This window comes from Mesorhizobium sp. B2-6-4, assembly GCF_006441495.1.
Lineage (GTDB): Bacteria > Pseudomonadota > Alphaproteobacteria > Rhizobiales > Rhizobiaceae > Mesorhizobium.
Window position 1 is genome coordinate 106596 of sequence record NZ_VFUE01000006.1, and the last position, 22524, is coordinate 129119.

General features: G+C 63.4%; 23 protein-coding genes and 1 tRNA gene. 17 read left to right on the forward strand and 7 right to left on the reverse strand.

Annotation, left to right across the window (positions count from 1 at the left end; translation table 11 throughout):
• Positions 1 to 5 precede the first annotated feature (5 nt).
• The 3 genes from FJ426_RS10190 to FJ426_RS10200 all read left to right on the forward strand — a co-directional run bounded on the left by FJ426_RS10190 (position 6) and on the right by FJ426_RS10200 (position 3812).
• On the forward strand, positions 6 to 1730 hold the full coding sequence (locus FJ426_RS10190; protein ID WP_140498786.1) for an ABC transporter substrate-binding protein: 1725 nt from the start codon (positions 6 to 8) through the stop codon (positions 1728 to 1730).
• Positions 1731 to 1823: 93 nt separating this feature from the next.
• Complete coding sequence (gene glpK / locus FJ426_RS10195; RefSeq protein WP_140825192.1) at positions 1824 to 3317, forward strand: glycerol kinase GlpK; 1494 nt, start codon at positions 1824 to 1826, stop codon at positions 3315 to 3317.
• Positions 3318 to 3344: 27 nt separating this feature from the next.
• Entirely contained in the window at positions 3345 to 3812 is a 468-nt protein-coding gene (locus FJ426_RS10200; RefSeq protein ID WP_140825193.1) for a DUF6882 domain-containing protein, read from the forward strand.
• Between the two features lie 99 nt (positions 3813 to 3911).
• Here the strand turns inward: FJ426_RS10200 and FJ426_RS10205 are convergent, their stop codons facing one another.
• Complete coding sequence (locus FJ426_RS10205; protein WP_140669967.1) at positions 3912 to 4382, reverse strand: BA14K family protein; 471 nt, start codon at positions 4380 to 4382, stop codon at positions 3912 to 3914.
• Positions 4383 to 4682: 300 nt separating this feature from the next.
• Between FJ426_RS10205 and FJ426_RS10210 the strand changes: the two genes are divergently transcribed.
• Positions 4683 to 4758: transfer RNA gene (locus FJ426_RS10210), tRNA-Lys, on the forward strand.
• Between the two features lies 1 nt (position 4759).
• Here the strand turns inward: FJ426_RS10210 and FJ426_RS10215 are convergent.
• The gene (locus FJ426_RS10215) at positions 4760 to 5206 is read right to left on the reverse strand and encodes a hypothetical protein (RefSeq protein WP_246675530.1); all 447 of its coding nucleotides are present in this window, start codon (positions 5204 to 5206) and stop codon (positions 4760 to 4762) included.
• A 206-nt stretch (positions 5207 to 5412) separates the two neighbouring features.
• Here FJ426_RS10215 and FJ426_RS10220 point away from each other — a divergent pair, with 206 nt between their 5' ends.
• From FJ426_RS10220 to FJ426_RS10240, 5 genes are all read left to right on the forward strand, one after another.
• Positions 5413 to 6471, forward strand: coding sequence for a glycosyltransferase family 4 protein (locus FJ426_RS10220; RefSeq protein ID WP_140825194.1), 1059 nt, complete (start codon positions 5413 to 5415; stop codon positions 6469 to 6471).
• 45 nt (positions 6472 to 6516) lie between these two features.
• Positions 6517 to 8679, forward strand: a complete 2163-nt coding sequence (locus tag FJ426_RS10225; protein ID WP_140584627.1) for an amylo-alpha-1,6-glucosidase — start codon at positions 6517 to 6519, stop codon at positions 8677 to 8679.
• A gap of 82 nt (positions 8680 to 8761) precedes the next feature.
• Positions 8762 to 10531 (forward strand): trehalose-6-phosphate synthase, encoded by a 1770-nt coding sequence (locus tag FJ426_RS10230; protein ID WP_140515328.1) that lies wholly within the window; start codon positions 8762 to 8764, stop codon positions 10529 to 10531.
• Positions 10531 to 11334, forward strand: coding sequence for a trehalose-phosphatase (gene otsB, locus FJ426_RS10235; RefSeq protein ID WP_140825195.1), 804 nt, complete (start codon positions 10531 to 10533; stop codon positions 11332 to 11334). Before FJ426_RS10230 ends, otsB begins: the two co-directional genes overlap by 1 nt.
• A gap of 52 nt (positions 11335 to 11386) precedes the next feature.
• Positions 11387 to 11599 carry a hypothetical protein gene (locus FJ426_RS10240; protein ID WP_140498769.1) on the forward strand — a complete coding sequence of 71 codons (213 nt, stop codon included), beginning with the start codon at positions 11387 to 11389 and terminating at the stop codon, positions 11597 to 11599.
• A gap of 9 nt (positions 11600 to 11608) precedes the next feature.
• Here the strand turns inward: FJ426_RS10240 and dprA are convergent, their stop codons facing one another.
• Genes dprA through FJ426_RS10260 form a run of 4 tightly spaced genes read right to left on the reverse strand, consistent with a single transcriptional unit; the run spans position 11609 to position 15636 of the window.
• Positions 11609 to 12745 (reverse strand): DNA-processing protein DprA, encoded by a 1137-nt coding sequence (gene dprA / locus FJ426_RS10245; RefSeq protein ID WP_140515330.1) that lies wholly within the window; start codon positions 12743 to 12745, stop codon positions 11609 to 11611.
• Positions 12742 to 13329, reverse strand: a complete 588-nt coding sequence (plsY, locus tag FJ426_RS10250; RefSeq protein ID WP_140498764.1) for a glycerol-3-phosphate 1-O-acyltransferase PlsY — start codon at positions 13327 to 13329, stop codon at positions 12742 to 12744. The genes dprA and plsY overlap by 4 nt, the downstream gene beginning before the upstream one ends.
• A gap of 58 nt (positions 13330 to 13387) precedes the next feature.
• On the reverse strand, positions 13388 to 14674 hold the full coding sequence (locus tag FJ426_RS10255) for a dihydroorotase (RefSeq protein WP_140560933.1): 1287 nt from the start codon (positions 14672 to 14674) through the stop codon (positions 13388 to 13390).
• Positions 14671 to 15636 (reverse strand): aspartate carbamoyltransferase catalytic subunit, encoded by a 966-nt coding sequence (locus FJ426_RS10260; RefSeq protein ID WP_140515333.1) that lies wholly within the window; start codon positions 15634 to 15636, stop codon positions 14671 to 14673. Before FJ426_RS10260 ends, FJ426_RS10255 begins: the two co-directional genes overlap by 4 nt.
• 149 nt (positions 15637 to 15785) lie before the next feature.
• Here FJ426_RS10260 and FJ426_RS10265 point away from each other — a divergent pair, with 149 nt between their 5' ends.
• The 3 genes from FJ426_RS10265 (at position 15786) to FJ426_RS10275 (ending at position 18422) form a co-directional block, all read left to right on the forward strand.
• On the forward strand, positions 15786 to 17414 hold the full coding sequence (locus FJ426_RS10265; protein ID WP_140560934.1) for a DNA alkylation response protein: 1629 nt from the start codon (positions 15786 to 15788) through the stop codon (positions 17412 to 17414).
• 118 nt (positions 17415 to 17532) lie between these two features.
• Entirely contained in the window at positions 17533 to 18081 is a 549-nt protein-coding gene (locus FJ426_RS10270) for a hypothetical protein (RefSeq protein WP_140560935.1), read from the forward strand.
• The gene (locus tag FJ426_RS10275; protein ID WP_140560936.1) at positions 18081 to 18422 is read left to right on the forward strand and encodes a DUF6105 family protein; all 342 of its coding nucleotides are present in this window, start codon (positions 18081 to 18083) and stop codon (positions 18420 to 18422) included. Before FJ426_RS10270 ends, FJ426_RS10275 begins: the two co-directional genes overlap by 1 nt.
• Here the strand turns inward: FJ426_RS10275 and ruvX are convergent.
• Positions 18340 to 18846, reverse strand: a complete 507-nt coding sequence (gene ruvX, locus FJ426_RS10280) for a Holliday junction resolvase RuvX (RefSeq protein WP_140560937.1) — start codon at positions 18844 to 18846, stop codon at positions 18340 to 18342. The genes FJ426_RS10275 and ruvX overlap by 83 nt on opposite strands.
• 123 nt (positions 18847 to 18969) lie before the next feature.
• Between ruvX and FJ426_RS10285 the strand changes: the two genes are divergently transcribed.
• From FJ426_RS10285 to FJ426_RS10305, 5 genes are all read left to right on the forward strand, one after another.
• Positions 18970 to 19665, forward strand: coding sequence for a metal-dependent hydrolase (locus FJ426_RS10285; RefSeq protein WP_140498750.1), 696 nt, complete (start codon positions 18970 to 18972; stop codon positions 19663 to 19665).
• A 20-nt stretch (positions 19666 to 19685) separates the two neighbouring features.
• Complete coding sequence (locus FJ426_RS10290; protein WP_140560938.1) at positions 19686 to 20102, forward strand: hypothetical protein; 417 nt, start codon at positions 19686 to 19688, stop codon at positions 20100 to 20102.
• Positions 20103 to 20190: 88 nt separating this feature from the next.
• Entirely contained in the window at positions 20191 to 20478 is a 288-nt protein-coding gene (gene gatC / locus FJ426_RS10295; RefSeq protein WP_140498745.1) for an Asp-tRNA(Asn)/Glu-tRNA(Gln) amidotransferase subunit GatC, read from the forward strand.
• Between the two features lie 7 nt (positions 20479 to 20485).
• The gene (locus tag FJ426_RS10300; protein ID WP_140525253.1) at positions 20486 to 20944 is read left to right on the forward strand and encodes a GNAT family N-acetyltransferase; all 459 of its coding nucleotides are present in this window, start codon (positions 20486 to 20488) and stop codon (positions 20942 to 20944) included.
• Positions 20944 to 22509 (forward strand): amidase family protein, encoded by a 1566-nt coding sequence (locus FJ426_RS10305; protein ID WP_140525252.1) that lies wholly within the window; start codon positions 20944 to 20946, stop codon positions 22507 to 22509. The genes FJ426_RS10300 and FJ426_RS10305 overlap by 1 nt, the downstream gene beginning before the upstream one ends.
• Positions 22510 to 22524: the final 15 nt, after the last annotated feature.

Here is a 22524-nt window from a genome sequence, read left to right on the forward strand (position 1 = left end):
ACACAATGCGACGGCAATTATTGACATCTACGACCGCCCTTGTCCTCTTGCTCGGCGTGGGCAACGCCTATGCCGGCATGGACGAGGCAAAAGCCTTTCTTGACAAGGAGATAGGCGATCTGTCGACGCTTTCGCGCGCCGATCAGGAAAAGGAAATGCAGTGGTTCGTCGACGCCGCCAAGCCGTTCGCCGGCATGGATATCAAGGTCGTGTCGGAAACGCTGACGACGCATCAATACGAGTCGCAGGTTCTGGCTCCGGCCTTCACCGCCATCACCGGCATCAAGGTCACGCACGACGTCATCCAGGAAGGCGACGTCGTTGAAAAGATCCAGACCCAGATGCAGACTGGCCAGAACCTCTATGACGGCTGGGTCAACGATTCCGACCTGATCGGCACCCACTGGCGTTACCAGCAGGTGCGCAACCTGACCGACTGGATGGCGGGCGAAGGCAAGGATGTCACCAATCCGAACCTCGATGTGAAGGATTTCATCGGCACCTCCTTCACCACCGCTCCGGACAAGAAGCTCTATCAGCTTCCCGACCAGCAGTTCGCCAACCTCTACTGGTTCCGCTACGACTGGTTCAACGACGAGAAGAACAAGGCCGACTTCAAGGCCAAGTACGGCTACGATCTCGGCGTTCCCGTCAATTGGTCGGCCTATGAGGACATTGCCGAGTTCTTCACCGGCCGCGACGTCGACGGCAAGAAGGTCTACGGCCATATGGACTATGGCAAGAAGGACCCGTCGCTCGGCTGGCGCTTTACCGATGCCTGGCTGTCGATGGCCGGCAATGGCGACAAGGGTATCCCGAACGGCCTGCCGGTCGACGAATGGGGCATCAAGGTCAACGAGAAATCGCAGCCGGTCGGCTCCTGCACGGCGCGGGGCGGCGACACCAACGGCCCGGCCGCTGTCTACTCGATCCAGAAATATCTCGATTGGCTGAAGGCCTACGCACCGCAGGAAGCGCAGGGCATGACCTTCTCGGAATCGGGTCCGGTTCCCGCGCAGGGCAATGTTGCCCAGCAGATCTTCTGGTACACGGCCTTCACCGCCGACATGGTCAAGCCCGGCCTGCCCGTCATGAACGACGACGGCACGCCGAAATGGCGCATGGCTCCGTCGCCGCACGGTGTCTACTGGAAGGACGGCATGAAGCTCGGCTACCAGGATGTCGGTTCGTGGACGCTGATGAAGTCGACCCCGACCGACCGTGCCAAGGCCGCCTGGCTCTACGCCCAGTTCGTCACCTCGAAGACGGTGGACGTGAAGAAGAGCCATGTCGGCCTCACCTTCATCCGCGACTCCACCATTCACGACAAGAGCTTCACGGAGCGCGCGCCGAAGCTCGGCGGCCTGATCGAGTTCTATCGCTCGCCGGCCCGCGTGCAATGGTCGCCGACCGGCACCAACGTGCCGGACTATCCGAAGCTGGCACAGCTGTGGTGGCAGGCGATCGGCGATGCCTCGTCGGGCGCAAAGAGTGCGCAGGAAGCGATGGATTCGCTTTGCGCCGAGCAGGAGAAGGTCATGGGCCGCATCGAGAGGTCCGGCGTCCAGGGCGATATCGGGCCGAAGCTCGCCGAGGAACATGATCTCGCCTACTGGAATGCCGACGCGGTCAAGGCCGGCAATCTCGCTCCTCAGCTCAAGATCGAGAACGAGAAGGAGAAGCCCCAGACCATCAACTATGACGAACTGGTCAAGAGCTGGCAGAAGTAGGACTGACCTATGCGGGCGTTCGCGCCCGTGTAAAATTCAGGGAGGCGGCACGTTGCCGTCTCCCTTCTTTGTGTCGTGACGGAGGAAGTGCGAATGAATGGCTTTGTCCTGGCAATCGACCAAGGCACGACGTCGAGCCGGTCGATTCTGTTCGACGGCGACATGAAGGTCGTCGGCAGCAGCCAGCAAGAATTCACCCAGCACTATCCTGCTTCCGGCTGGGTCGAGCATGATCCGGAAGATATCTGGGCCAGCGTCGTGGCGACCGTGAAGGGCGCATTGAAGAATGCCGGGCGGGAGGCATCGGACGTCGCCGCGCTCGGCATCACCAACCAGCGCGAGACGGTCGTTATCTGGGACAGGACGACCGGCAAGCCGATCCACAACGCCATCGTCTGGCAGGACCGGCGCACCGCGCCGCTATGCCGGAAGCTGAAGAAGCAGGGATTGGAAAAGACCTTCACCAGGAAGACCGGCCTGCTGCTCGATCCGTATTTCTCCGGCACGAAGATAGCCTGGATGCTGGACAAGGTGAAAGGCGCCAGGAGACGCGCCGAGAAAGGCGAATTGCTGGCCGGCACCATCGACAGTTTCCTGATCTGGCGCCTGACCGGCGGCAGGGTGCATGCCACCGACGCCACAAACGCCTCCCGCACGCTGGTCTACAACATCGAGAAGAATGCCTGGGACGACGAGCTGCTGGCCATCCTGAACATTCCGGCAAGGATGCTCCCCGAGGTGAAGGACTGCGCCGATGATTTTGGAATCACGCAGAAAAATCTCTTTGGCGCCGAGATAAGGATCCTCGGCGTTGCCGGCGATCAGCATGCCGCGACCATCGGCCAGGCCTGTTTCGAGCCCGGCATGATGAAATCGACCTACGGCACCGGCTGTTTCGCGCTGCTCAACACCGGTGCCGATCTGGTGCGCTCGAAGAACCGGCTGTTGACCACGATTGCCTATCGGCTGAACGGCAAGACCACCTATGCGCTGGAAGGATCGATCTTCATCGCCGGCGCCGCCGTGCAGTGGTTGCGCGACGGCATCAAGGTGATCGGCAAGGCCGAACAGAGCGGCAAGCTGGCGGCCGAGGCCGATCCGACCCAGGACGTGTATCTGGTGCCGGCCTTTGTCGGGCTCGGCGCGCCCCACTGGGATGCCGAGGCGCGGGGAGCGATCTTTGGCCTGACCCGCAATTCGGGGCCGCCGGAGTTTGCCCGCGCCGCGCTCGAATCCGTCGCCTACCAGACGCGCGACCTGCTCGATGCCATGCGCAAGGATTGGAAGGGTACGGCGGCCAAGACGGTGCTTCGGGTCGACGGCGGCATGGTGGCATCCGACTGGACCATGCAACGGCTGGCCGACATTCTTGACGCGCCGGTCGACCGTCCGACCATTCTGGAGACGACCGCGCTCGGTGCCGCCTGGCTCGCCGGCTCGAAGGCGGGCGTGTGGCCGAAGGCGCGGGAATTCGCCAAGACATGGGCGCTCGACCGGCGCTTCAGACCGGACATGGAACCAGCGGTACGCTCGGCCAAGCTGGCGGGGTGGCGCGATGCTGTTCGCAGGACGCTGAGCGTGCCATAACCAACAGTCAGATCGGGCGAGGGGGAAATGAAGCCAAACTGGTACTCTGCTTGGCGCGCCGAGGCTATCAAACAACTGAAGGCCAAGAATAAGCGCTTGGAGGAAGAATTCCGCATCGGCCACTGGTCGCGCTATGACTTGAGCAACGGAAAGCTCTTGTTTTCCAAGGACGGGGCGATCGAGGTGATCACCGAAATCCAGATCGCCGGTTCCACGAATGCCAAGGCACAGAACTGGCTCTGGGCGTGGGGAAATTCAAATTTGCCCGATAGTCTTCTCAGAGACGCAAAGCTGGTTCGGTCCTTCGGCGAGAAGAACGGCATTGACGAACTGGCTCAGGCTTACGTGATAGATGGGGATCAGCTGGAAGTGCTGGGTTGGGAATTGGCGGCGGTCACGGTTCGAATTTGCGATGCCGTCGGAGCGTACCGATCACCCCGTGGTGAAGGTGGCGCGCTTTATTATATCTTCAAGACCATTAATTGGGCCAGCTGATCACAGCCTGCCCGGGGACCGTCCTCGCACGACAGAAAGCCCGCGCCATTTCCGGCACGGGCTTTGACTTTCTATCCCTCTGACGAACACTGTCGCCCATCAGTAGGGTGAAATGCACTGCTGGCGCGGGCCGTTATACGGCTGGAACGTGTTGTCGGATGCGCGGTACGAACGGTAACGGTCATAGCACCACTGCACATGCGAATTGCCTTCATAGACGCGGTTCCGGTTGTTGGCGATCGCGCCGGTTATCAGTGCGCCAGTGGCGAAAGCAGCAAGCGGGAACCAGAAATCGCCGTGACGGCGATAGCCCGGGCGATATTCACGGTAGCCGCGATGGCCGTTCCAGTAGGCTCCGCGGTTGTCGCGGTAGAAGTTGCGGTTGCCGCGAAACTCGCCGCGGAAGTTACGGCGCCGCTCCCAGGGCCTGTACTGCACGGTCTGGACATCGGACGAGACCGATGCAGGCTGCGGCACATAGGCCGGTGCGGCTTCGACCGGCATGGCCGCCGCCACTGCGAACGAAGCTGACAGTGTGGTCGCCAGCAAACCCGACAGGACTTTGTTCATGATCTTCTCCTTGAGAGGTTGACGTCCCTTGTGGCGGAGGAAACGGACACGCTCGCGAATTGTTCCTGGAAAAAAAGGCAAGTTGCTGATTTGTAATGTTTCTCCGGTTTGGGATCGATGGAGGCCACAGGGTCTTCGCCTGGCTGGCAAAGGTTCGGCATGTCCTTGCCGAAACGGCCGGCCGGGAGAGCCGGCACGGCGGGAACGCATGGCTTGGTGGCCCCGTTTTTTCCGGTTGACCGGTCGAGGCACTCTCCCTATGTTCCGCGCAATTTCGAGGGCGCCGTTTCCAGCCCACGGGAGCGCGTAGCTCAGCCGGTAGAGCAACTGACTTTTAATCAGTAGGTCTCGGGTTCGAACCCCGACGCGCTCACCACTCAGTCCCGTGACAAATGCACGTTCAGGACAGCGGCTTTTTTGGCGATCAGTCCTTCCAGATCCGCGTCCGATCGGGTGGTGCCGGTGCGTTGGCGCAGCAGGGAGATCATCGCGCTCATCGAAAGCGGGGCGGTTTTTTGCTGAATCAGGATCGCGTCCACCGCGCCGGCAACGTCGGGGCCTTCCGCTGGTGCTCTCATGGTCGGATCCTTTCTGTCCAGCTCCGCCTCGGTGCCGCCGACCGATCCTCTGATGCCGCGGTCAAAGACGACGGCCAACCCGTTCTTGACGGCGAGGGCCGCGACCATGTCGTCGAGTTCGTGGTCCGAAAAGCTGGGGTCGGAAGGCGTGGGTTTCAGGATTCTGTGAATCACCCTGGCGGCCTGGTCCGTCGAAACATAGCCGAAGCGCTGTTTTCTAGCTTCGACATATTGTTCGATGATCATGTCAAGCCGGCGGGCTGCAATGTCCTTTGATTGCTGCATCGGAACCTCCTCGGGTCGTCATGGCGCGCAGGAGCAGCACCTAAAGAGATAGGGCCGCCCGGAAGAACATCAAACATGAGAAATGACGCATCTGCCGATACCGGAGGAACGATCGCGCCGCTGATGCATTTTTGCCTTTGACCAGCTTATTGAGGGAACGCAGGCCAATGAAGATCGCCCATATCGCGCCGCTGTATGAATCCGTGCCGCCAAGGCTCTATGGAGGCACCGAACGCATCATCTCCTATCTCACCGAAGCTCTGGTCGGGCTCGGCCACGATGTAACGTTGTTTGCCAGCGGCGATACCAGGACCTCCGCCCGGCTGGTCGCGTGCCGGGAACGGGCGCTGCGCCTCGATCCCCGGCCGTTGAAGTCGGAGATCGCGGCGCATCTGTCGATGCTCGAGGAAGTCAGGAGACAGGCCGACGATTTCGACATTCTTCACTTCCATCTCAGCCACTTCCTGCATTTCCCGTTTTTCCGCCATATGCCGGAGCGCACGGTGACGACGCCGCATGGCAGGCTGGACTATGTGGATCTGGCACAGGCCTATGAGCGGTTCCCGCGTTTTCCGATGATTTCCATTTCACGCAGCCAGAGGACGAGGCTCGCGTCCGCCAACTGGTTGGCGACCATCCATCATGGGCTGCCGCTCGATCTCTATGGGCCGGATTTTGAAGCCGGCTCCGACGGTACATATCTGGCGTTCCTCGGCAGGATGTCGCGCGACAAGCGGCCGGACCGGGCGATCGAGATTGCCAGGCGCACGGGCCTGAGGCTCAAGCTCGCGGCCAAGGTGGGCGACGGTGACCGGGCCTATTTCGAGGAGGTCGTCCAGCCGCTGATCGATGGCGATCGCGTCGAATATGTCGGCGAGATCAGCGAGGACCAGAAGAGCAGGTTTCTCGGCAACGCCGCTGCCTTGCTGTTTCCCATCGACTGGCCCGAGCCTTTTGGCCTGGCGGTAATCGAGGCCATGGCCTGCGGAACCCCTGTCATGGCTTGGAGCTGCGGCGCCATGCCCGAGATCATCGATCACGGTGTGACCGGCTTCGTCGTCGAAACCATCGAGGACGCCGTCGCCACCATGCCGGCCCTGCTTCAGCTCGACAGGCGCCGGATAAGGGCCGTTTTCGAAGGACGGTTCTCGGCCGACCGCATGGCGCGCGACTATGTCGCCATCTATTCACAGGCGATCGACACTCAACAAATCAGGGCTTCCTAGTACAGTGCCCCGTTCAAAAACAAGCACGGGACAGTCTTCTTGACCATCACCCAACTTGACGAGCGCAAGCTTGATCCCGCAATAGCCCTGGCCTCCCTGGACGAAACCGCGCCGAGGGAACCGCACCGGCTCTTCGCACTCAAGCATGGCGACTGCTTCGCCGTCGCCGATTCCTATGGCGACATACGCGGTGTGGGCGACGGCTTCTTCCGCGACGACACGCGCGTGCTTTCCGAATTCCGTCTCGCGGTGGGCGGTCGTTCGACGTCGTTGCTGGGCGCATCGCTGAGCCAGGACAATGTCCTGTTCACCTCCAACCTGACCAATCTGCCTATAGAGAGTGCCGGCGGCCGTCCCATCCCGCAAGGAGCGATCCACATCGAGCGTGTCAGGCTGCTGTGGGAGGACCGCCTGTATGAGCGCCTGACCCTTTCCAACTACAGCCAGGAACATTCGACCGTCCTGCTTTCGCTGCGCTTCGCCGCCGATTTCCGCGACATGTTCGAAGTTCGTGGCTCGACACGCGCCAAACGAGGCACCGCCCATACCGCCGAGATGGACCAGAACTCGGTTCTGCTTCGCTATGAAGGCCTGGACAAGGTGGTGCGTACGTCGACGATATCGTTTTCGCAGAAACCGGACGAATTGACCTCCGACCGGGCGGATTTCTTCATTGCAGTCACCAAACGCAGCCGCAAGACACTGTATGTCGAGGTCGGCAGCGAGATGGCCGATGTGCCCGACCGCGACCGGTTTCGCGCCGCGGCGGCGCGCGCGCGTTTCGGCATGCGCGCCAAGCGCCGCCATGGCGCGACGCTGCACAGTTCGGGCAGGGTGTTCAACGACTGGATGGAGCGCGCCCGTGCCGATGTGGCGCTGCTCACCACCGAACTTGCGACCGGCCCTTATCCCTATGCCGGCATTCCGTGGTTCTCGACGGCCTTCGGCAGAGACGGCGTGATCTCGGCGTTGCAGATGCTCTGGCTCAATCCCGGCTTGGCGCGCGGCGTGCTTGCCTTTCTCGCGCAACATCAGGCGACCGAAACCTCGCCCTTCAGCGACTCTCAGCCCGGCAAGATCATGCATGAAACGCGCAAGGGTGAAATGACGGCGCTGAGCGAGTTGCCGTTCGGCCGCTACTATGGCGGGGTCGACACCACCCCGCTCTACGTTCATCTCGCCTGCGCTTACGCGGACCGCACCGGCGACATGGTCTTTATCGACGGCCTGTGGCAGTCGCTATGTGCAGCCGCCGAATGGATCGAGGCGGCAAGCGCTTCGACCGGATTCGTCACCTACCGGCGTGCGGCGGAGTCAGGCCTCGCCAACCAGGGATGGAAGGACAGCTTTGATTCGGTCTTTCATGCAGACGGTCGTATCCCGAAGGGGCCGATCGCGCTGGTCGAGGTGCAGGGCTACGTCTTCGCGGCGTTCCAGGGGCTGGCGAGACTGGCTCGCCGGCGAGGCGAGACAGAAAAGGCGGAAGGCTGGGAAAGGCGGGCCGAAGAGATCCGCCGGCGGGTTGAAAGTCATTTCTGGATCGAAGAGCTGGGTTATTACGCGCTGGCGCTCGATGGCGACGGCCGGCCATGCGAGGTGCGCACATCCAATGCCGGACATCTGCTCTATGTCGGACTTCCGAATCCTGATCGGGCGCGGATCGTCGCCGATCAGTTGCTGTCGGCTTCTTTTCACTCCGGCTGGGGATTGAGGACGCTCGCCGACGACGCAATATTCTTCAATCCCATGTCGTATCACAATGGCTCCATCTGGCCGCACGACACGGCGATATGCGCGGCAGGCCTTGCGCGGTACGGCATTCGCGACAATGTGGTGCGGCTGATGAGCGGGACGTTCGAATCCGCCGTCCATTTCAACATGCGCCTGCCCGAACTCTTCTGCGGCTTCACCCGCGCACCGGGCGAGGCGCCGATCGCGTATCCGGTCGCTTGCCTGCCGCAGGCCTGGTCGGCAGGTTCCGCCTTCATGCTGATGCAGGCCTGTCTGGGCCTCCATATCGACGGCTGGGCCGGCGAAATCCATGTCACAAGGCCGCGCCTGCCAATCGGCATCGACAGCCTGGTGATCCGCCATCTCGCGGTGGCGGGCACGGCAGTCGACCTGACGTTCCAGCGGGTAGGAGACCGTGTGGGCGCGTTCCTGGCCGACCGCCATGAAGGGTTGGCGCCTTTGATCGTGCGCAGCTAAAAACCGGAACCATCATCGGCGACGTGCGTTGCACCATCTCCCCCGCGGAGAGGCGCGACCTAGGCCGGAGCAATTCACATCGATGCCAGACAACAATTTTGACTTCCTCCACTCTGCCTCCGCTCTATGGTTCGTCATTCTTGCCAGCCTCTGCGTTTCCCTTGTTGCCTTGGTGATTTCCGCGCTGCGATCCCGCCGGACCCCGCCGGAACCGGCGAATGTCGAGCCTCCACCGGCTCGTGTCGTATTGCGGGAGTTCGAAAAGAATGGCCATTCCGCCGACGCGGCGCTCGTCAACTGGTCGCCCTCGACACTGCGCGAAATCCTGGCGAAGGAACTGCCGGATGCGCAAGTGATCGTCGTCTCCAACCGCGAGCCCTACATTCACAATCTCAGGGATGACAATGTCGACCTGGTTGTGCCGGCCAGTGGACTTGTCTCGGCGCTGGAGCCGATCACCCGTGCCTGCGCGGGAACCTGGATAGCCTATGGCGGCGGCTCGGCGGATCATCTCGTCGTCGACCAGAACGACCGCATCGAGGTCCCACCTGAGAACCCGTCCTACACGTTGCGCCGTGTCTGGCTGACCGAAGAGGAACAGCAAGGCTATTATCTGGGTTTTGCCAATGAGGGTCTCTGGCCGCTGTGCCACATAGCCTTTACACGGCCCGTCTTCCGCACGTCCGACTGGGAAACATACGAAGCCGTCAATCGCAAATTCGCCGATACCGTCGTTGCCGAAGCCCGGAACGAACGCCCGATCGTCCTCGTCCAGGATTATCATTTCGCGCTGCTGCCGCGAATGATCCGGGAACGCCTGCCCGATGCGATCGTCATCACCTTCTGGCACATTCCGTGGCCGAATTCGGAAGTCTTCAGCATCTGCCCCTGGCGGGAAAAAATCCTGGACGGCCTGCTGGGGAGCTCGATCATCGGCTTTCATACGCAGTTCCACTGCAACAACTTCATCGAGAGCGTCGACCGCTTCCTGGAAAGCAGGATCGAGCGCGAGGATTCGGCCATCTCCTATGGCGGCCAGACGAGCCTGGTCCACGCCTATCCGATCTCGATAGAGTGGCCGCCGGCTCAACTCGGGAAATTGCCCGCTATCGCGCAGTGCCGCGCGCGAATTCGCGAAAAATTCGGGCTGGCGGACAATGTCAGCCTCTGTGTCGGCGTCGAGCGCCTCGATTATACGAAAGGCATTCTTGACCGGTTTCACGCATTGGACGAACTGTTCAAGCAACACCCGGAGTGGATCGGCAAGGTGGCTTTCCTGCAGATCGCGGCGCCAAGCCGTGGAACCTTGCCGGCCTACCAGCAACTGCACGAGGAATGCCTGCGTTGCGCGGCGGAGCTCAACGAGCGTTATGGCCGGGACGGCTACACGCCTGTCTTGATGGTGGCTGAACACCATTCCCAGGAGCAGGTCTACGAAATCTACCGAGCCGCCGATGTCTGCATGGTGACCAGCCTGCACGACGGAATGAACCTGGTCGCCAAGGAATTTGTCGCCGCACGCGACGACGAGCAGGGCGTGCTGATGCTCAGCATGTTTGCCGGCGCTTCCAAGGAGCTTCTCGAGGCGCTGATCGTCAATCCTTACGACGCGACGATGATGGCCGAGGCGTTGCTGCAGGCATTGACCATGGTGCCCGCCGAGCAGCGCCAGCGCATGCAGCGCATGCGCGAGATCGTCCGCGACAACAATGTCTATCGCTGGGCGGGCAGCATGCTTCTCGACGCCGCCCGCTTGCGCAAGCGAATCGCGATCGACCCCGCCGGGCCGGGCTCTGTTGCCGCGGCCAATGTGATATCGCTGCTTGATCGCAAACGGGTCGCGGCGCTGTGATGTCGGGATCGGCAAATCTGTCCGTGCCGACCGTCCCGCAAGGCCGATGGGCACTCTTCCTGGACATTGACGGTACGCTTCTGGAACATGCCGCGCATCCCGACGCCGTGGTCGTCGGCGATGCGTTGCGAAGCATGCTGACAAGGCTGGACGGGCGTCTGGCTGGCGCTCTGGCTTTCATTACAGGAAGATCCGTTTCCGCCGTCGACCAGCTCTTCCAGCCGTTGCGCCTGCCGGCTGCGGGTCTATACGGCCTGGAGCACCGGCTTGTCCGTGACGGGCCCGTCGAGGCGGCCGACGAGCCCGCCGACATTGCCGCGCTTGCCGAGGAAATCGAGGCGGAACTGGACAATGTGGATGTCTATATCGAGCGCAAGGGCCCGATCCTGGCCATTCATACGCGTGCGGCGCCGCAGTTGCTGCAACGGGCGACGCAACTGGTCGAACAGGCACTGGAGCGGCTTCCGCGGGGATATCGGGTGCTTGCCGGCAATGCCGGGGTGGAACTGATGCCGCTCGAGGCGGCCAAGGGAGCGGCAATCAGGCGTTTCTGCGAGTTGCCGGCTTTCCGGGGGCGGATTCCCGTATTCCTCGGAGACGACACGTCGGATGAGAACGGCTTCGAAGCCGTCAATGAAATGGATGGCATTTCGGTCCGCATCAAACCGCAAGGGAAAACCGTGGCGCGCCACGCGCTGGCCGATGTCGGCGAGACCCTGGCCTGGCTTGAATCCCTATGTCACGACCAATCGGGCACTGGCCGGTTTGAGGAGGCGGCCCAGCCCACTGTCCGGCAGAGTTGAGGCCGCAAAACGCATTTTGCGCCTTTGAAGAACGGGTTTCAGGAGTTGATCAATGATCCAATTCACCAGCCTCATCCACGAGATCATGCCCGCGTGGCTCCGGCGGCGTTCGCGCCGGCGCATGCAGGACACCGAGACAACTTTCGATCCCTCGCGTCCTGAAGACGCCGATGCCGTCTGGCGAAAGGCCGTCGAGAGGGACCTGTTCGGCGCAAACACGCCCGACTATACCGAGACCGAACAGAAGAAGCGCGATCACCACTGACGGAGGCTGTCAGCCTTCCGCGAAGACCAGCGAGACATTGCCGCCGGCATGCCGTTCGAGCCGGCCGGCGAGGTCGAGCTCCAGGAGCACCATGAACACCTGCGCCGGATGCAGGCCGGTGTGGCGGATGATCTCGTCGATCGCCACCGGCGTCGGGCCGAGCGCTTCGGTCACCCTGGCGCGGTCGTTTTCGCCGGGTGGCGGCGTGGCCGAGAAATCGGGGGGATCTTCAAAGGGCGGCAGTTCGGGGGCCCGCAAACCGGTCAGCGGCGCGATTGCCCTGTGAATGTCGGCGGCTTCGGTGACCAAGGTGGCACCGTCCTTGAGCAGGCCATTGGTGCCGGCGGCGCGTGGATCAAGCGGCGAGCCGGGTACGGCGAAGACCAGCCGGCCCATTTCGCCCGCGAGCCTGGCGCTGATCAGGGACCCGGAACGCTGCGCCGCCTCGACCACCACCAGACCGACTGCCGCGCCCGCGACGAGGCGGTTGCGGCGCGGAAAATCCTGGGCACGCGGCTGCCAGCCGAACGGCATCTCCGAAATGATGGCGCCGCCGCGCTCGACGATCTCGTCGCATAGGCCGGCATTCTCAGGCGGGTAGGGCAGATCGAGGCCTCCGGCCAGCACGCCGATCGTGCCGGTCGAGAGGCTGCCCTGATGTGCTGAAGTGTCGATGCCGCGCGCGAGGCCGGAGATGATGGCGTAACCGTCGCGGCCAAGGTCGGTCGCCAGCATGCGCGCCATCTTGATGCCGGCGAGCGAGGCGTTGCGGGCGCCGACGATAGCTACCGCGGGCAGCCGGAACACCGCGCCTTCGCCTTTCACCGCCAGCAGCGGCGGCGGATGGTCCATGTTTTTCAACAGGGCGGGATAGTCCGGCTCGCCGATACCGACAAAACGGGCGCCTGCCCGCCGTGCGGCCTCCAGTTCCGCTTCAGCCTCGGCGATCGAGGGAATGCGGGCGATCCTGCTGGCGCCGCCCGAAATCATCAGCTCCGGCAGCATTTCCAGCGCGACCTCGGCCGAACCGAACCGGTTGATCAGGTCGCGAAAGGAGGCGGGACCTACATTCTGGCTGCGGATCAGCCGCAGCCAGCTCAACCGCTGCCGGTCGCTGAGGCGCGGTCCGGCGAGCGGCTTGCTCACTCCTTCGCCCCGATTTTGCCCTCGATGCCGGCAAGCAGGCGTGAAATGTTGGCCCGGTGCTTGATGAAGACGATCAGGCTCATCACGACGAACAATGCGGCAATCTGCGGTGTGCTCAGGAAATAGAGGGCGATCGGCACGGCGACCGCGGCCGTCAGCGCTGCAAGCGAGGAGTAGCGGAACAGGAATGCCATGGCCAGCCAGACGATGGCGAAGATCAGCGCCACCTGCCAGGCAAGGCCGATCAGCACACCGAGATAGGTGGCCACGCCCTTGCCTCCCTTGAATCCGAGCCAGATCGGGAAGAGATGGCCGAGGAAGGCGCCAAGGCCGGCCCAAGCGCCGAGTTCGGGCGCGAAATGGCCCGCGATCAGCACCGCGGCCGTGCCCTTCAGCGCGTCGAGCAGCAGCGTGGCCGCGGCAAGGCCCTTGTTGCCTGTGCGTAGCACATTTGTCGCGCCGATGTTGCCGGAGCCGATCTGGCGCACGTCGCCAAGCCCTGCCGCACGGGTCAGCAGAAGCCCGAACGGAATCGAGCCCAAGAAATAGCCGAGCACCAGCGCCGGGATCAGGTTGTAAGTCATTGTTCCCCCCGCATTTCCCCCTGACGGGCTGAATCCGGCGCGATGCGCCGCCGCCCGCTCAGACCGAGAACACTGTGCGGCCCGCCACCAGCGTTTGCAAGACCTTGCCTTGCAGGCGCGCGCCTTCGAAACAGGTGTTCTTCGAGCGCGAGCGGATGCCGCTTTCGCTGACGATCCAGGGTTCATCCAGATCGACAAGCGCAAGGTCCGCGAGAGCGCCGGGCTTGAGCGTGCCGCCAGGCAGGCCGAACAGCCGTGCCGGCGCCGTGGACAAGGTCTCGATCAGCCGCGGCAGCGGCACGTCGCCATTGTGGTAGAGCCGCAAGGCGGCGCCCAGCAACGTTTCGAGCCCGATGGCGCCGGCGGCCGCGTCGGCGAAGGGCAGGCGCTTGGTGTCGACGTCCTGCGGATCGTGCGAGGAGACGATGATGTCGATCGTGCCGTCCCTGATCGCTTCGATCATCGCCAGGCGGTCTTCCTCGGCGCGCAGCGGCGGGGTCAACCGGAAGAAGGTGCGATATTCGCCGACGTCGTTTTCATTGAGTGACAGATTGTGGATCGATACGCCCGATGTGACGGTCGCGCCGTCGGCCTTCGCGCGCGCCACCGATGCCGCCGCCATCGCCGTCGATATCTTTGCCGCGTGGTAGGAGCCGCGCGTCAGGCGCGCCAAGGCAAGGTCGCGCTCCAGCGGGATGGTTTCGGCTTCACGCGGAATGCCGGAAAGTCCTAGCCAGCTGGCGTAGAGTCCCTCGTTCATCACGCCCGACGACGCGAGGTCGGCATCCTGGGTTTCGTGCACGATGGTTGCGCCGAAATCGCGGGCATAGGTCAGCGCCCGGCGCATCACCAGCGCGCTGGATATGGTGTGGCGGCCGTCGGTGAAGGCGGCAGCCCCGGCCTCTCGCAGCAGGCCGAATTCGGTCATCTCGCGGCCGTCGAGGCCCTTGGTGATGGCGGCGGCCGGGAAAATATTCACGATGGCCGTGTCCTTGGCGGTGCGCAGCACGAATTCGACCAGGGCCACATTGTCGATGACCGGATCGGTATCAGGCATCATGACGATCGAGGTGACGCCGCCGGCAGCCGCGGCGACACTTGCCGACGCGATCGTTTCGCGATGTTCGCCGCCCGGTTCGCCGATGAAGACGCGGCCGTCGATCAGGCCGGGAATCACCGCCTTGCCGGCGCAGTCGACGATGGTGGCGCCCTCGGGCGCCCCCTGGTTCAGCGCAGCCTTGCCGGCGGCGGCTATCTTCTTCCCGTCGACGATGACCGTCCCGGTCTCGTCTACGCCGCGCGAGGGGTCGATGATGCGGGCGCGCTCGAACACCGTGATGGTCATGCGCCGCGGCCCTCATGGTTGCGGCGCGGATCGAGCAGCGCTTCCATCACCGCCATGCGCACGGCAACGCCCATCTCGACCTGTTCCTGGATGACGCTCTGCGGCCCATCCGCGATCTCCGAGGCGATCTCGACGCCACGGTTCATCGGTCCCGGATGCATTACCAGAGCGTCGTCCTTGGCCGCTTTCAGCTTCTCGGCGTCAAGGCCGAAATAGCGGAAATATTCGCGCACCGAAGGCACGAAGGCGCCTTCCATTCGCTCGCGCTGCAGGCGCAGCATCATCACCACGTCGGCATCTTTCAGGCCCTCGGCCATTGAGCCGGTGACGATCACGCCCATCCTGTCGATTCCCGAGGGAAGCAATGTCGAGGGCGCGACGACGCGCACCTGCGCGCCGAGCGCGTTGAGCAGCATGATGTTGGAACGGGCGACACGCGAATGCAGGATGTCGCCGCAGATCGCCACGATCAGTTTCGACAGGGGACCCTTGGCGCGGCGGATGGTCAGCGCGTCGAGCAGTGCCTGTGTCGGGTGCTCATGCGCGCCGTCGCCGGCATTGACCACGGAGCAGCCGACCTTCTGGGCCAGAAGGGCGGCCGCACCCGCCGACTGGTGGCGGATGATCAATATGTCGGGCCGCATGGCGTTCAGCGTCATGGCCGTGTCGATGAGCGTCTCGCCCTTCTTCACCGAGGAACTCGCCACCGACATGTTCATGACGTCGGCGCCGAGACGCTTTCCGGCTAGCTCGAACGACGACTGCGTCCGCGTGGAAGCCTCGTAGAACAGGTTGATCTGGGTGCGGCCGCGCAGTGTCGAGGTTTTCTTCTCGGATTGCCGCGAGATCGCGACAGCCCGGTCCGCCCTGTCGAGCAGAAGCTCGATGTCGGCGGGGGAAAGATCGCGGATGCCCAGAAGATGGCGGTGGGGATAGAGTGGCAGGGACGAAGCGTCGGTCATCTCAAGGGGCTGCTATAGGGTGGACGTTCCATGGCTGCAAGCGCCAGCTTTGGATTGCGGCTGTTCTCCCCGGTATTTTCGTCGCGCGCCATGGGCTATATCTAGCCGATGGCTCCGGATTCGTAGCCGCCTGGCAGTAAGGATGAAGCGTGACCGACGACGTGACGAACCAGCCGCCGCCGCTGACAGGCGGCAACGCCTGGCGGGGCGATCCGTTGCTGATCCAGCTTGCCGAGCGCTTTTCCGATCCGGTGCGCAAGGATCTCGACGGGCTCGGCCGCTTCGTGCTGACGCAGGAGGCCCAGGAACTGGCCCGCCTCGCCAATGTCGAATCGCCGAGGCTCAGGACGCATGATCGCCAGGGCCGGCGCATCGATCTGGTCGAGTTTCACCCCGCCTATCACGCTTTGATGCGCCGTTCCGTAGCCAACGGGCTGCACTCCTCGGTCTGGGAGAACGGCGATGCCGAGATCGGCCGCCGCCATCAGGTGCGCACGGCCCGGTTCTACCTGACGGCCGAACTCGAGACCGGACATCTGTGTCCCATCACCATGACCAGCGCTTCGCTGGCGGCGCTGATGGCGAGCCCGAAACTGTTCCGCGAGTGGGCGCCGCGCGTGACGACGCGCAAATATGACCAGAGCCAAAAGCCGCCGGTCGAGAAGACCGGGCTTACGCTTGGCATGGGCATGACCGAGAAACAGGGCGGCACGGATGTGCGCGCCAATGTGACGAAGGCCGAGCGCGTCGGCAGCGGCTTCTATCGCCTGACCGGCCATAAATGGTTCATGTCGGCGCCGATGTCGGATGCCTTCCTTGTGCTGGCGCAGGCGCCGGAGGGATTGTCGTGCTTCCTCGTGCCGCGCGTCCTTGGCGACGGCTCGGGCAACGGCTTCCGTTTCCAGCGCCTGAAGGACAAGCTCGGCAACCGGTCGAATGCGTCTTCCGAGGTGGAGTTCGTCAACGCGATCGGCGAGATGGTCGGCGAGCCGGGCGCCGGCGTGAAGACGATCATGGACATGGTGACTTTGACCCGGCTCGACTGCGCCGTGGCGTCTTCGGCGATCATGCGGGCGGGTCTGGCCGAAGCCGTTCATCACGCCCGCCATCGCCAGGTGTTCGGCACCAACCTGATCGAGCAGCCGCTGATGCAGCGCGTGCTGGCGGACATGGCGCTCGACGTCGCCGCTGCCACGGCGCTGTCGTTCCGTCTGGCGCGTTCCTTCGACGAGGCGGCGAGCGATCGCGGCGAGGCGGCCTTTGCCCGTGCCATGACGCCGGTCGTCAAATATTGGGTCTGCAAAATTGCGCCGCCGCTGCTCTACGAGGCGATGGAATGCCTCGGCGGCAACGGCTATGTCGAGGAGGCGCCGCTCGCCCGATACTATCGCGAAGCTCCGGTCAACGCTATCTGGGAAGGGTCGGGCAATGTCATGGCGCTGGATGTGCTGCGCGTGCTTGGCCGCGCGCCGGGCCTGTTCGAGGAGGTGCTTGCCGGCATCGATCGCGACCTGGGCGCGGGCGGACGCGGCACCATCGGTGTGCTGAAGGCGGCGATGCAGGTCGCCGCGACCGACGAAGGCTCGGCCCGCCTGCTGACGGAGCAACTGGCGCTGTCGGCGGCGGCGGCGGAATTGCGCCGGTTGGGGGCGGGGCGGATCGCCGATGCCTTCGTCGAGACGCGGCTGGCGGGCCAGTGGCGCAACACCTACGGCATGCTCGATTCGCGCCATGATGCGCGCATGATCATCGACACGCTCTATCCGCCAACCACCTGAGCAGCAGCCATGGACCACGCCTTGGTCATTCCCCCGCGCCGTTAACCTTAACAAATGGTTTCCGTTGCGAGGGCTGGCGGCAAAGCCCACTGTCATTCCTGTCGAAGCAGGAATCACGATGCGACAGGTATTGACCTCTTTTCTCGCCTTGCACTGGACGATCGTTTTCGCCCTGCTGGCGATCATCTGCATCGATGGAAACCGCGGCGTGGCCGGGGCGCTTGGGGTGCTGGGCGTGACGATCGAGAGCGCCCGCTTCGTCGATCTCGAAAATGTCGTCGTGGTTGCGCCTCTGGCAACGGCCCTGCTTGTCGTGGCGGTGCTGTTCTTCTGGGCTTTTGTCGAGGCGCTGATCAACAATGCCAGCAATCCGGGCGCCGACAGCGTTGCCCGCATCGCCTTCATCAGCGCTTCCGGCGTGCTGTCGCTGATCCTGGTCGGAGGCGCGGCGCAAGGCATCAACGGGCTGTTCCTGGTCGTCGCCGTGCAATTGGCCGCACTTCTGGCCTCCTATGTCGCCATGCTTGCCGAGCGCCGCACCCTGGCCGCATCGGATGAGGTTGAAATCCACGCCACGGCGCACAGCATGGCCAGGGCCGCAGCCCACAATTCGCTGCTTTCGCTGATATCGGGCCGACCCCAGCCGACCCGGAAGGGAGGCCGCTGATGCGTTACATCTTCGCATTGTGGGCGGCTCCGATGGCGCTTTTCTGGGGCTGGTTCTACCTGTCGCTCAACGACATGAATTTCGGCTACGTGATGCTGAGCCGGCAGTTGCATGATTTCGTCTTCCAACTCTACGGCCAGATGCTCGGCATCGACCCGACAATCATTCCCGGCATGGTGGGAAGAGCCTGCATATTCGACGGCCTGCTGCTGCTGGCGATCTGGGCGTTTCGCCGCCGGCGTGAAATCATCGGCGGGATCAGGGGGCGGGCGGCGGTTCCGGTGCAGTTCGAGCGGCTGCACCGAGCGAGCGAAGCCGGTCCAAAACTCCCTGCAGAATAAAGGCGGCTGCGGCCGAATCGATCTTGCCGGCGCGCTTGGCGCGCGAAAAATCCATCTCGATCAGCGTCCGTTCGGCGGCTACCGTCGACAGCCTCTCGTCCCATGGCAGGAAGGGAAGGTCGCTCAAGGCGGCCATGTTGCGTACGAAGGCGCGCGATTTCTGCGCGCGCGGACCTTCCGAGCCGTCCATGTTGACCGGCAGTCCAATCACCACCGCGCCGGCATTCTCCTTTTGCAGCAGATCCAGCAGCACGGCCGCGTCGAGCGAGAATTTCCGTCGGATGATGACCGGGCGCGGATGCGCGAAGGAAAAGCCACGGTCCGAAACGGCGACGCCGATGGTCTTGTCGCCGAGATCGAGCCCGGCAAGCGTCCTGCCGCCGGCCAGCCGTGCCGGCAATTCCTCGATGGTAATGATAGCCAACGGTTTTCCTTTGACCCGACAGCGCCGTCGCGGCGTTTTGAAGACGCGAGGACGCCGTAACACTTTGCTCTTGAGCTGACGCCGTTCTATCCTCCGACGGAACAAAAATCGAGGAACTCGCTGATGAAACTCACTTGGTACGGACAATCCGCCTTCAAGATCGAGGTGGCGGGCGCAAGCATCCTGATGGACCCGTTCCTGAGCGGCAATCCGCTTTGGAAGAAAAGTTGGGAAGGCCCAGCCGAGGGTGTCACCCACGTGCTTTTGACGCATGGTCACGGAGACCATGTCGGCGATGCGCTCGAGATCCTCAAGAAGACCGGAGCGATGCTGGTCGCCAACCCCGAGGTCTGCGGCTATCTCGGCGGCCAGGGCGTCGACCAGAACAATATCAACCAGGGCAACACCGGTGGCACGGTGGACTGCGGCCCGTTCACGACCACTTTTGTCCAGGCATTGCATTCCTCGTCCTATGGCGACGGCATCTACATGGGCAATCCGTGCGGGCTGGTCCTGCATTTCCAGGACGACAAGACGCTCTATCACATGGGCGATACCGACATCTTCTCGGACATGGCGCTGGTCAACGAGCTGCACGAGCCGAAGATCGGCCTGGTGCCGGTTGGCGACCGCTTTACCATGGGAGGCGCTGTCGCGGCTCTCGCCTGCCGCCGCTATTTCAAGTTCGACGTCGCCGTGCCATGCCACTATGCGACTTTCGGCCTGCTCGACCAGACGCCCGACAAATTCGTCGCCGGAATGGAGGGTTCGGGCGTGAATGTCGTCGTGCCTGGGATCGGCGAGGCGGTCACGCTATAAATTGAAAACGGAATTAGAACATGAGCTTGAGAAACTCTCTTTGCGTTTCGATGCTGTTTGCTGCCTCGCCGGCGTTTGCCGCGGACGATTTCATCGAAGGGGTCTACCTCAAGTCCGAGGAGCTCTGCGCACAAGCCAGGAAAGACACGCTGCAGACGCTGATCGATGCCGGCAACATCGTGCTGTCGGCCCATGGCCTCCAGGGGGTCGAATACAATTGCGAGTTCTTGCAGATCAGCAAGGCGACACGCTCGCCGAGCTGGGCGGTGACGGCCATTTGCCAGGAGCCGGGCTACGTCTTTCCCGACGTGCTCTCGGTGACGCAGATGAGCCCGACGCAGATCGATCTCGTCTCCGTCCGGCCCATCGAAGACGAGAGCGAGGCGAGCGGCAACAGCGGCAGCTACTATCTGTGCGAGGGCATGGCCCCGCCGTGAGGCCATTTGCCCGATTGTGGGCATGCACATGTTGCGCGCCGCGCGCGGCGCCGCTATAGGCCGGGGCTGGTTTTCCCGAGGCACAAACATGTCCGTTGACGTCAAGACAGTGAAGCGCGTCGCGCGTCTCGCCCGCATTGCGGTGAGCGAGGAAGATGCCGAACGCATGACCGGCGAGCTGAATGCCATACTGGGCTTCGTCGAACAGCTGAACGAGGTCGATGTTTCCGGGGTCGAGCCGATGACTTCGGTAACTCCGATGGGGATGAAGAAGCGCCAGGACGTCGTCACCGACGGCAACAAGGCTGCCGACATCGTCGCCAACGCGCCTGCCACGGAAGAGAACTTCTTCCTCGTGCCGAAGGTCGTGGAGTAACAGGCCGATGGCCATCGAAATCGCCATCGAGACGCCGCTGCAGGACGATGTGCGCGGCTTGGTCGCGGAGCTCAACGAGACGCTGCTCGAACTGACGCCGCCGGAACACTGCTATCACCTGACCGTCGAGCAGATGGCCGGCCCGGACACCACGGTCTTCGTCGTCCGCGACGACGGTTTTGCAATCGGTTGCGGGGCGCTGAAGCGCCATGACGGCGCCGTCGGCGAGGTCAAGCGCATGTACACGCGGCCCACGCATCGCGGCCAGAAAATCGGCGCCAGGATCGTGGAGCGTGTCGAAGCGCTGGCGCGCGAGGAAGGATTGAAGCGTCTGGTGCTGGAGACGGGCGATCGCCATCCTGCCGCCTGGGCTGTCTATGAACGTTCCGGCTTCTCGCGTTGCGGTCCGGTGCTGGATTATCCCGATTCCGAGTGGTCGGTGTTTTACGAAAAGAGCCTTGCCTGATGAGCGACCTGACCCGACTGACGATTTCGCAGGCCCGCGCCAAGCTGCGCGCCAAGGAAATCACCGCGACCGAGATCGCCGACGCCTATCTTGCTGCGATCGAGCGCGCCAATCCGGCGCTCAACGCCTACGTCGTGGTGACCGGCGACAAGGCGCGCGACATGGCCAAGGCCTCCGACGCCAGGCTGGTCAAAGGCGAGGGCGGTGCGCTGGAAGGCATTCCGCTCGGCATTAAGGACCTGTTCGGCACCGAGGGCGTGCACACCCAGGCCTGCAGCCATGTGCTCGACGGTTTCAAGCCGCATTACGAATCGACCGTCACCTCCAATCTGTGGGCTGACGGGGCGGTCATGCTGGGCAAGCTCAACATGGACGAGTTCGCCATGGGCTCGTCCAACGAGACGTCCTATTACGGGCCGGTGGTCAACCCGTGGCGGCGTTCGCGCGTCGATACGATGGTGATGCCGACCACGCATCAGGGCGATGGCGGCTTCGTTTCGGCCGGCGGCACCAGGACCGCGCGCACCCTGGACAATGCGCAGCTGGTGCCGGGTGGCTCGTCGGGCGGCTCGGCCTCCGCCGTCTCGGCTTTCCTGTGCGCGGGCGCCACGGCCACCGACACTGGCGGCTCGATCCGCCAGCCGGCCGCGTTCACCGGCACGGTCGGCATCAAGCCGACCTATGGCCGCTGCTCGCGCTGGGGTATCGTCGCCTTCGCCTCGTCGCTCGACCAGGCCGGGCCGATCGCGCGCGACGTGCGCGATGCCGCGATCCTGCTCAGATCGATGGCCTCCGTCGATCCGAAGGATACGACCTCGGTGGACCGGCCGGTGCCGGACTACGAGGCGGCGATCGGCAAGCCGATCAAGGGCATGAAGGTTGGGATTCCCCGGGAATACCGCGTCGACGGCATGCCGGAGGAGATCGAGGCCCTTTGGCAGAAGGGCATTGCCTGGCTCAGGGATGCTGGCGCCGAGATCGTCGACATCTCCTTGCCGCACACCAAATACGCGCTACCGGCCTATTACATCGTGGCGCCCGCCGAAGCCTCGTCCAACCTTGCGCGCTATGACGGCGTCCGCTACGGCCTTCGCGTGCCGGGCAAGGACATCGTCGAGATGTATGAGAAGACCCGCGCCGCCGGCTTTGGCCGCGAGGTCAAGCGCCGGATCATGATCGGCACCTATGTGCTGTCGGCGGGCTATTACGACGCCTACTATCTGCAGGCGCAGAAGGTGCGCAATCTGATCAAGCGGGACTTCGAGAACGTCTTTGCCGCCGGCGTTGATGTCATCCTGACACCGGCGACGCCATCTGCCGCCTTCGGCATTGCAGACGAGGACATGGCTTCCGATCCGGTGAAGATGTACCTGAACGACATCTTCACCGTCACCGTGAACATGGCGGGCCTGCCGGGCATTGCGGTGCCCGCCGGCCTAGACCCCAAGGGCTTGCCGCTCGGCCTGCAACTGATCGGCAGGCCGTTCGAAGAAGAGACGCTGTTCCAGACCGCTGCCGTCATCGAGCAGGCGGCCGGAACGTTCCAGCCGGAGAAGTGGTGGTAGGATCGTTTCTCATCT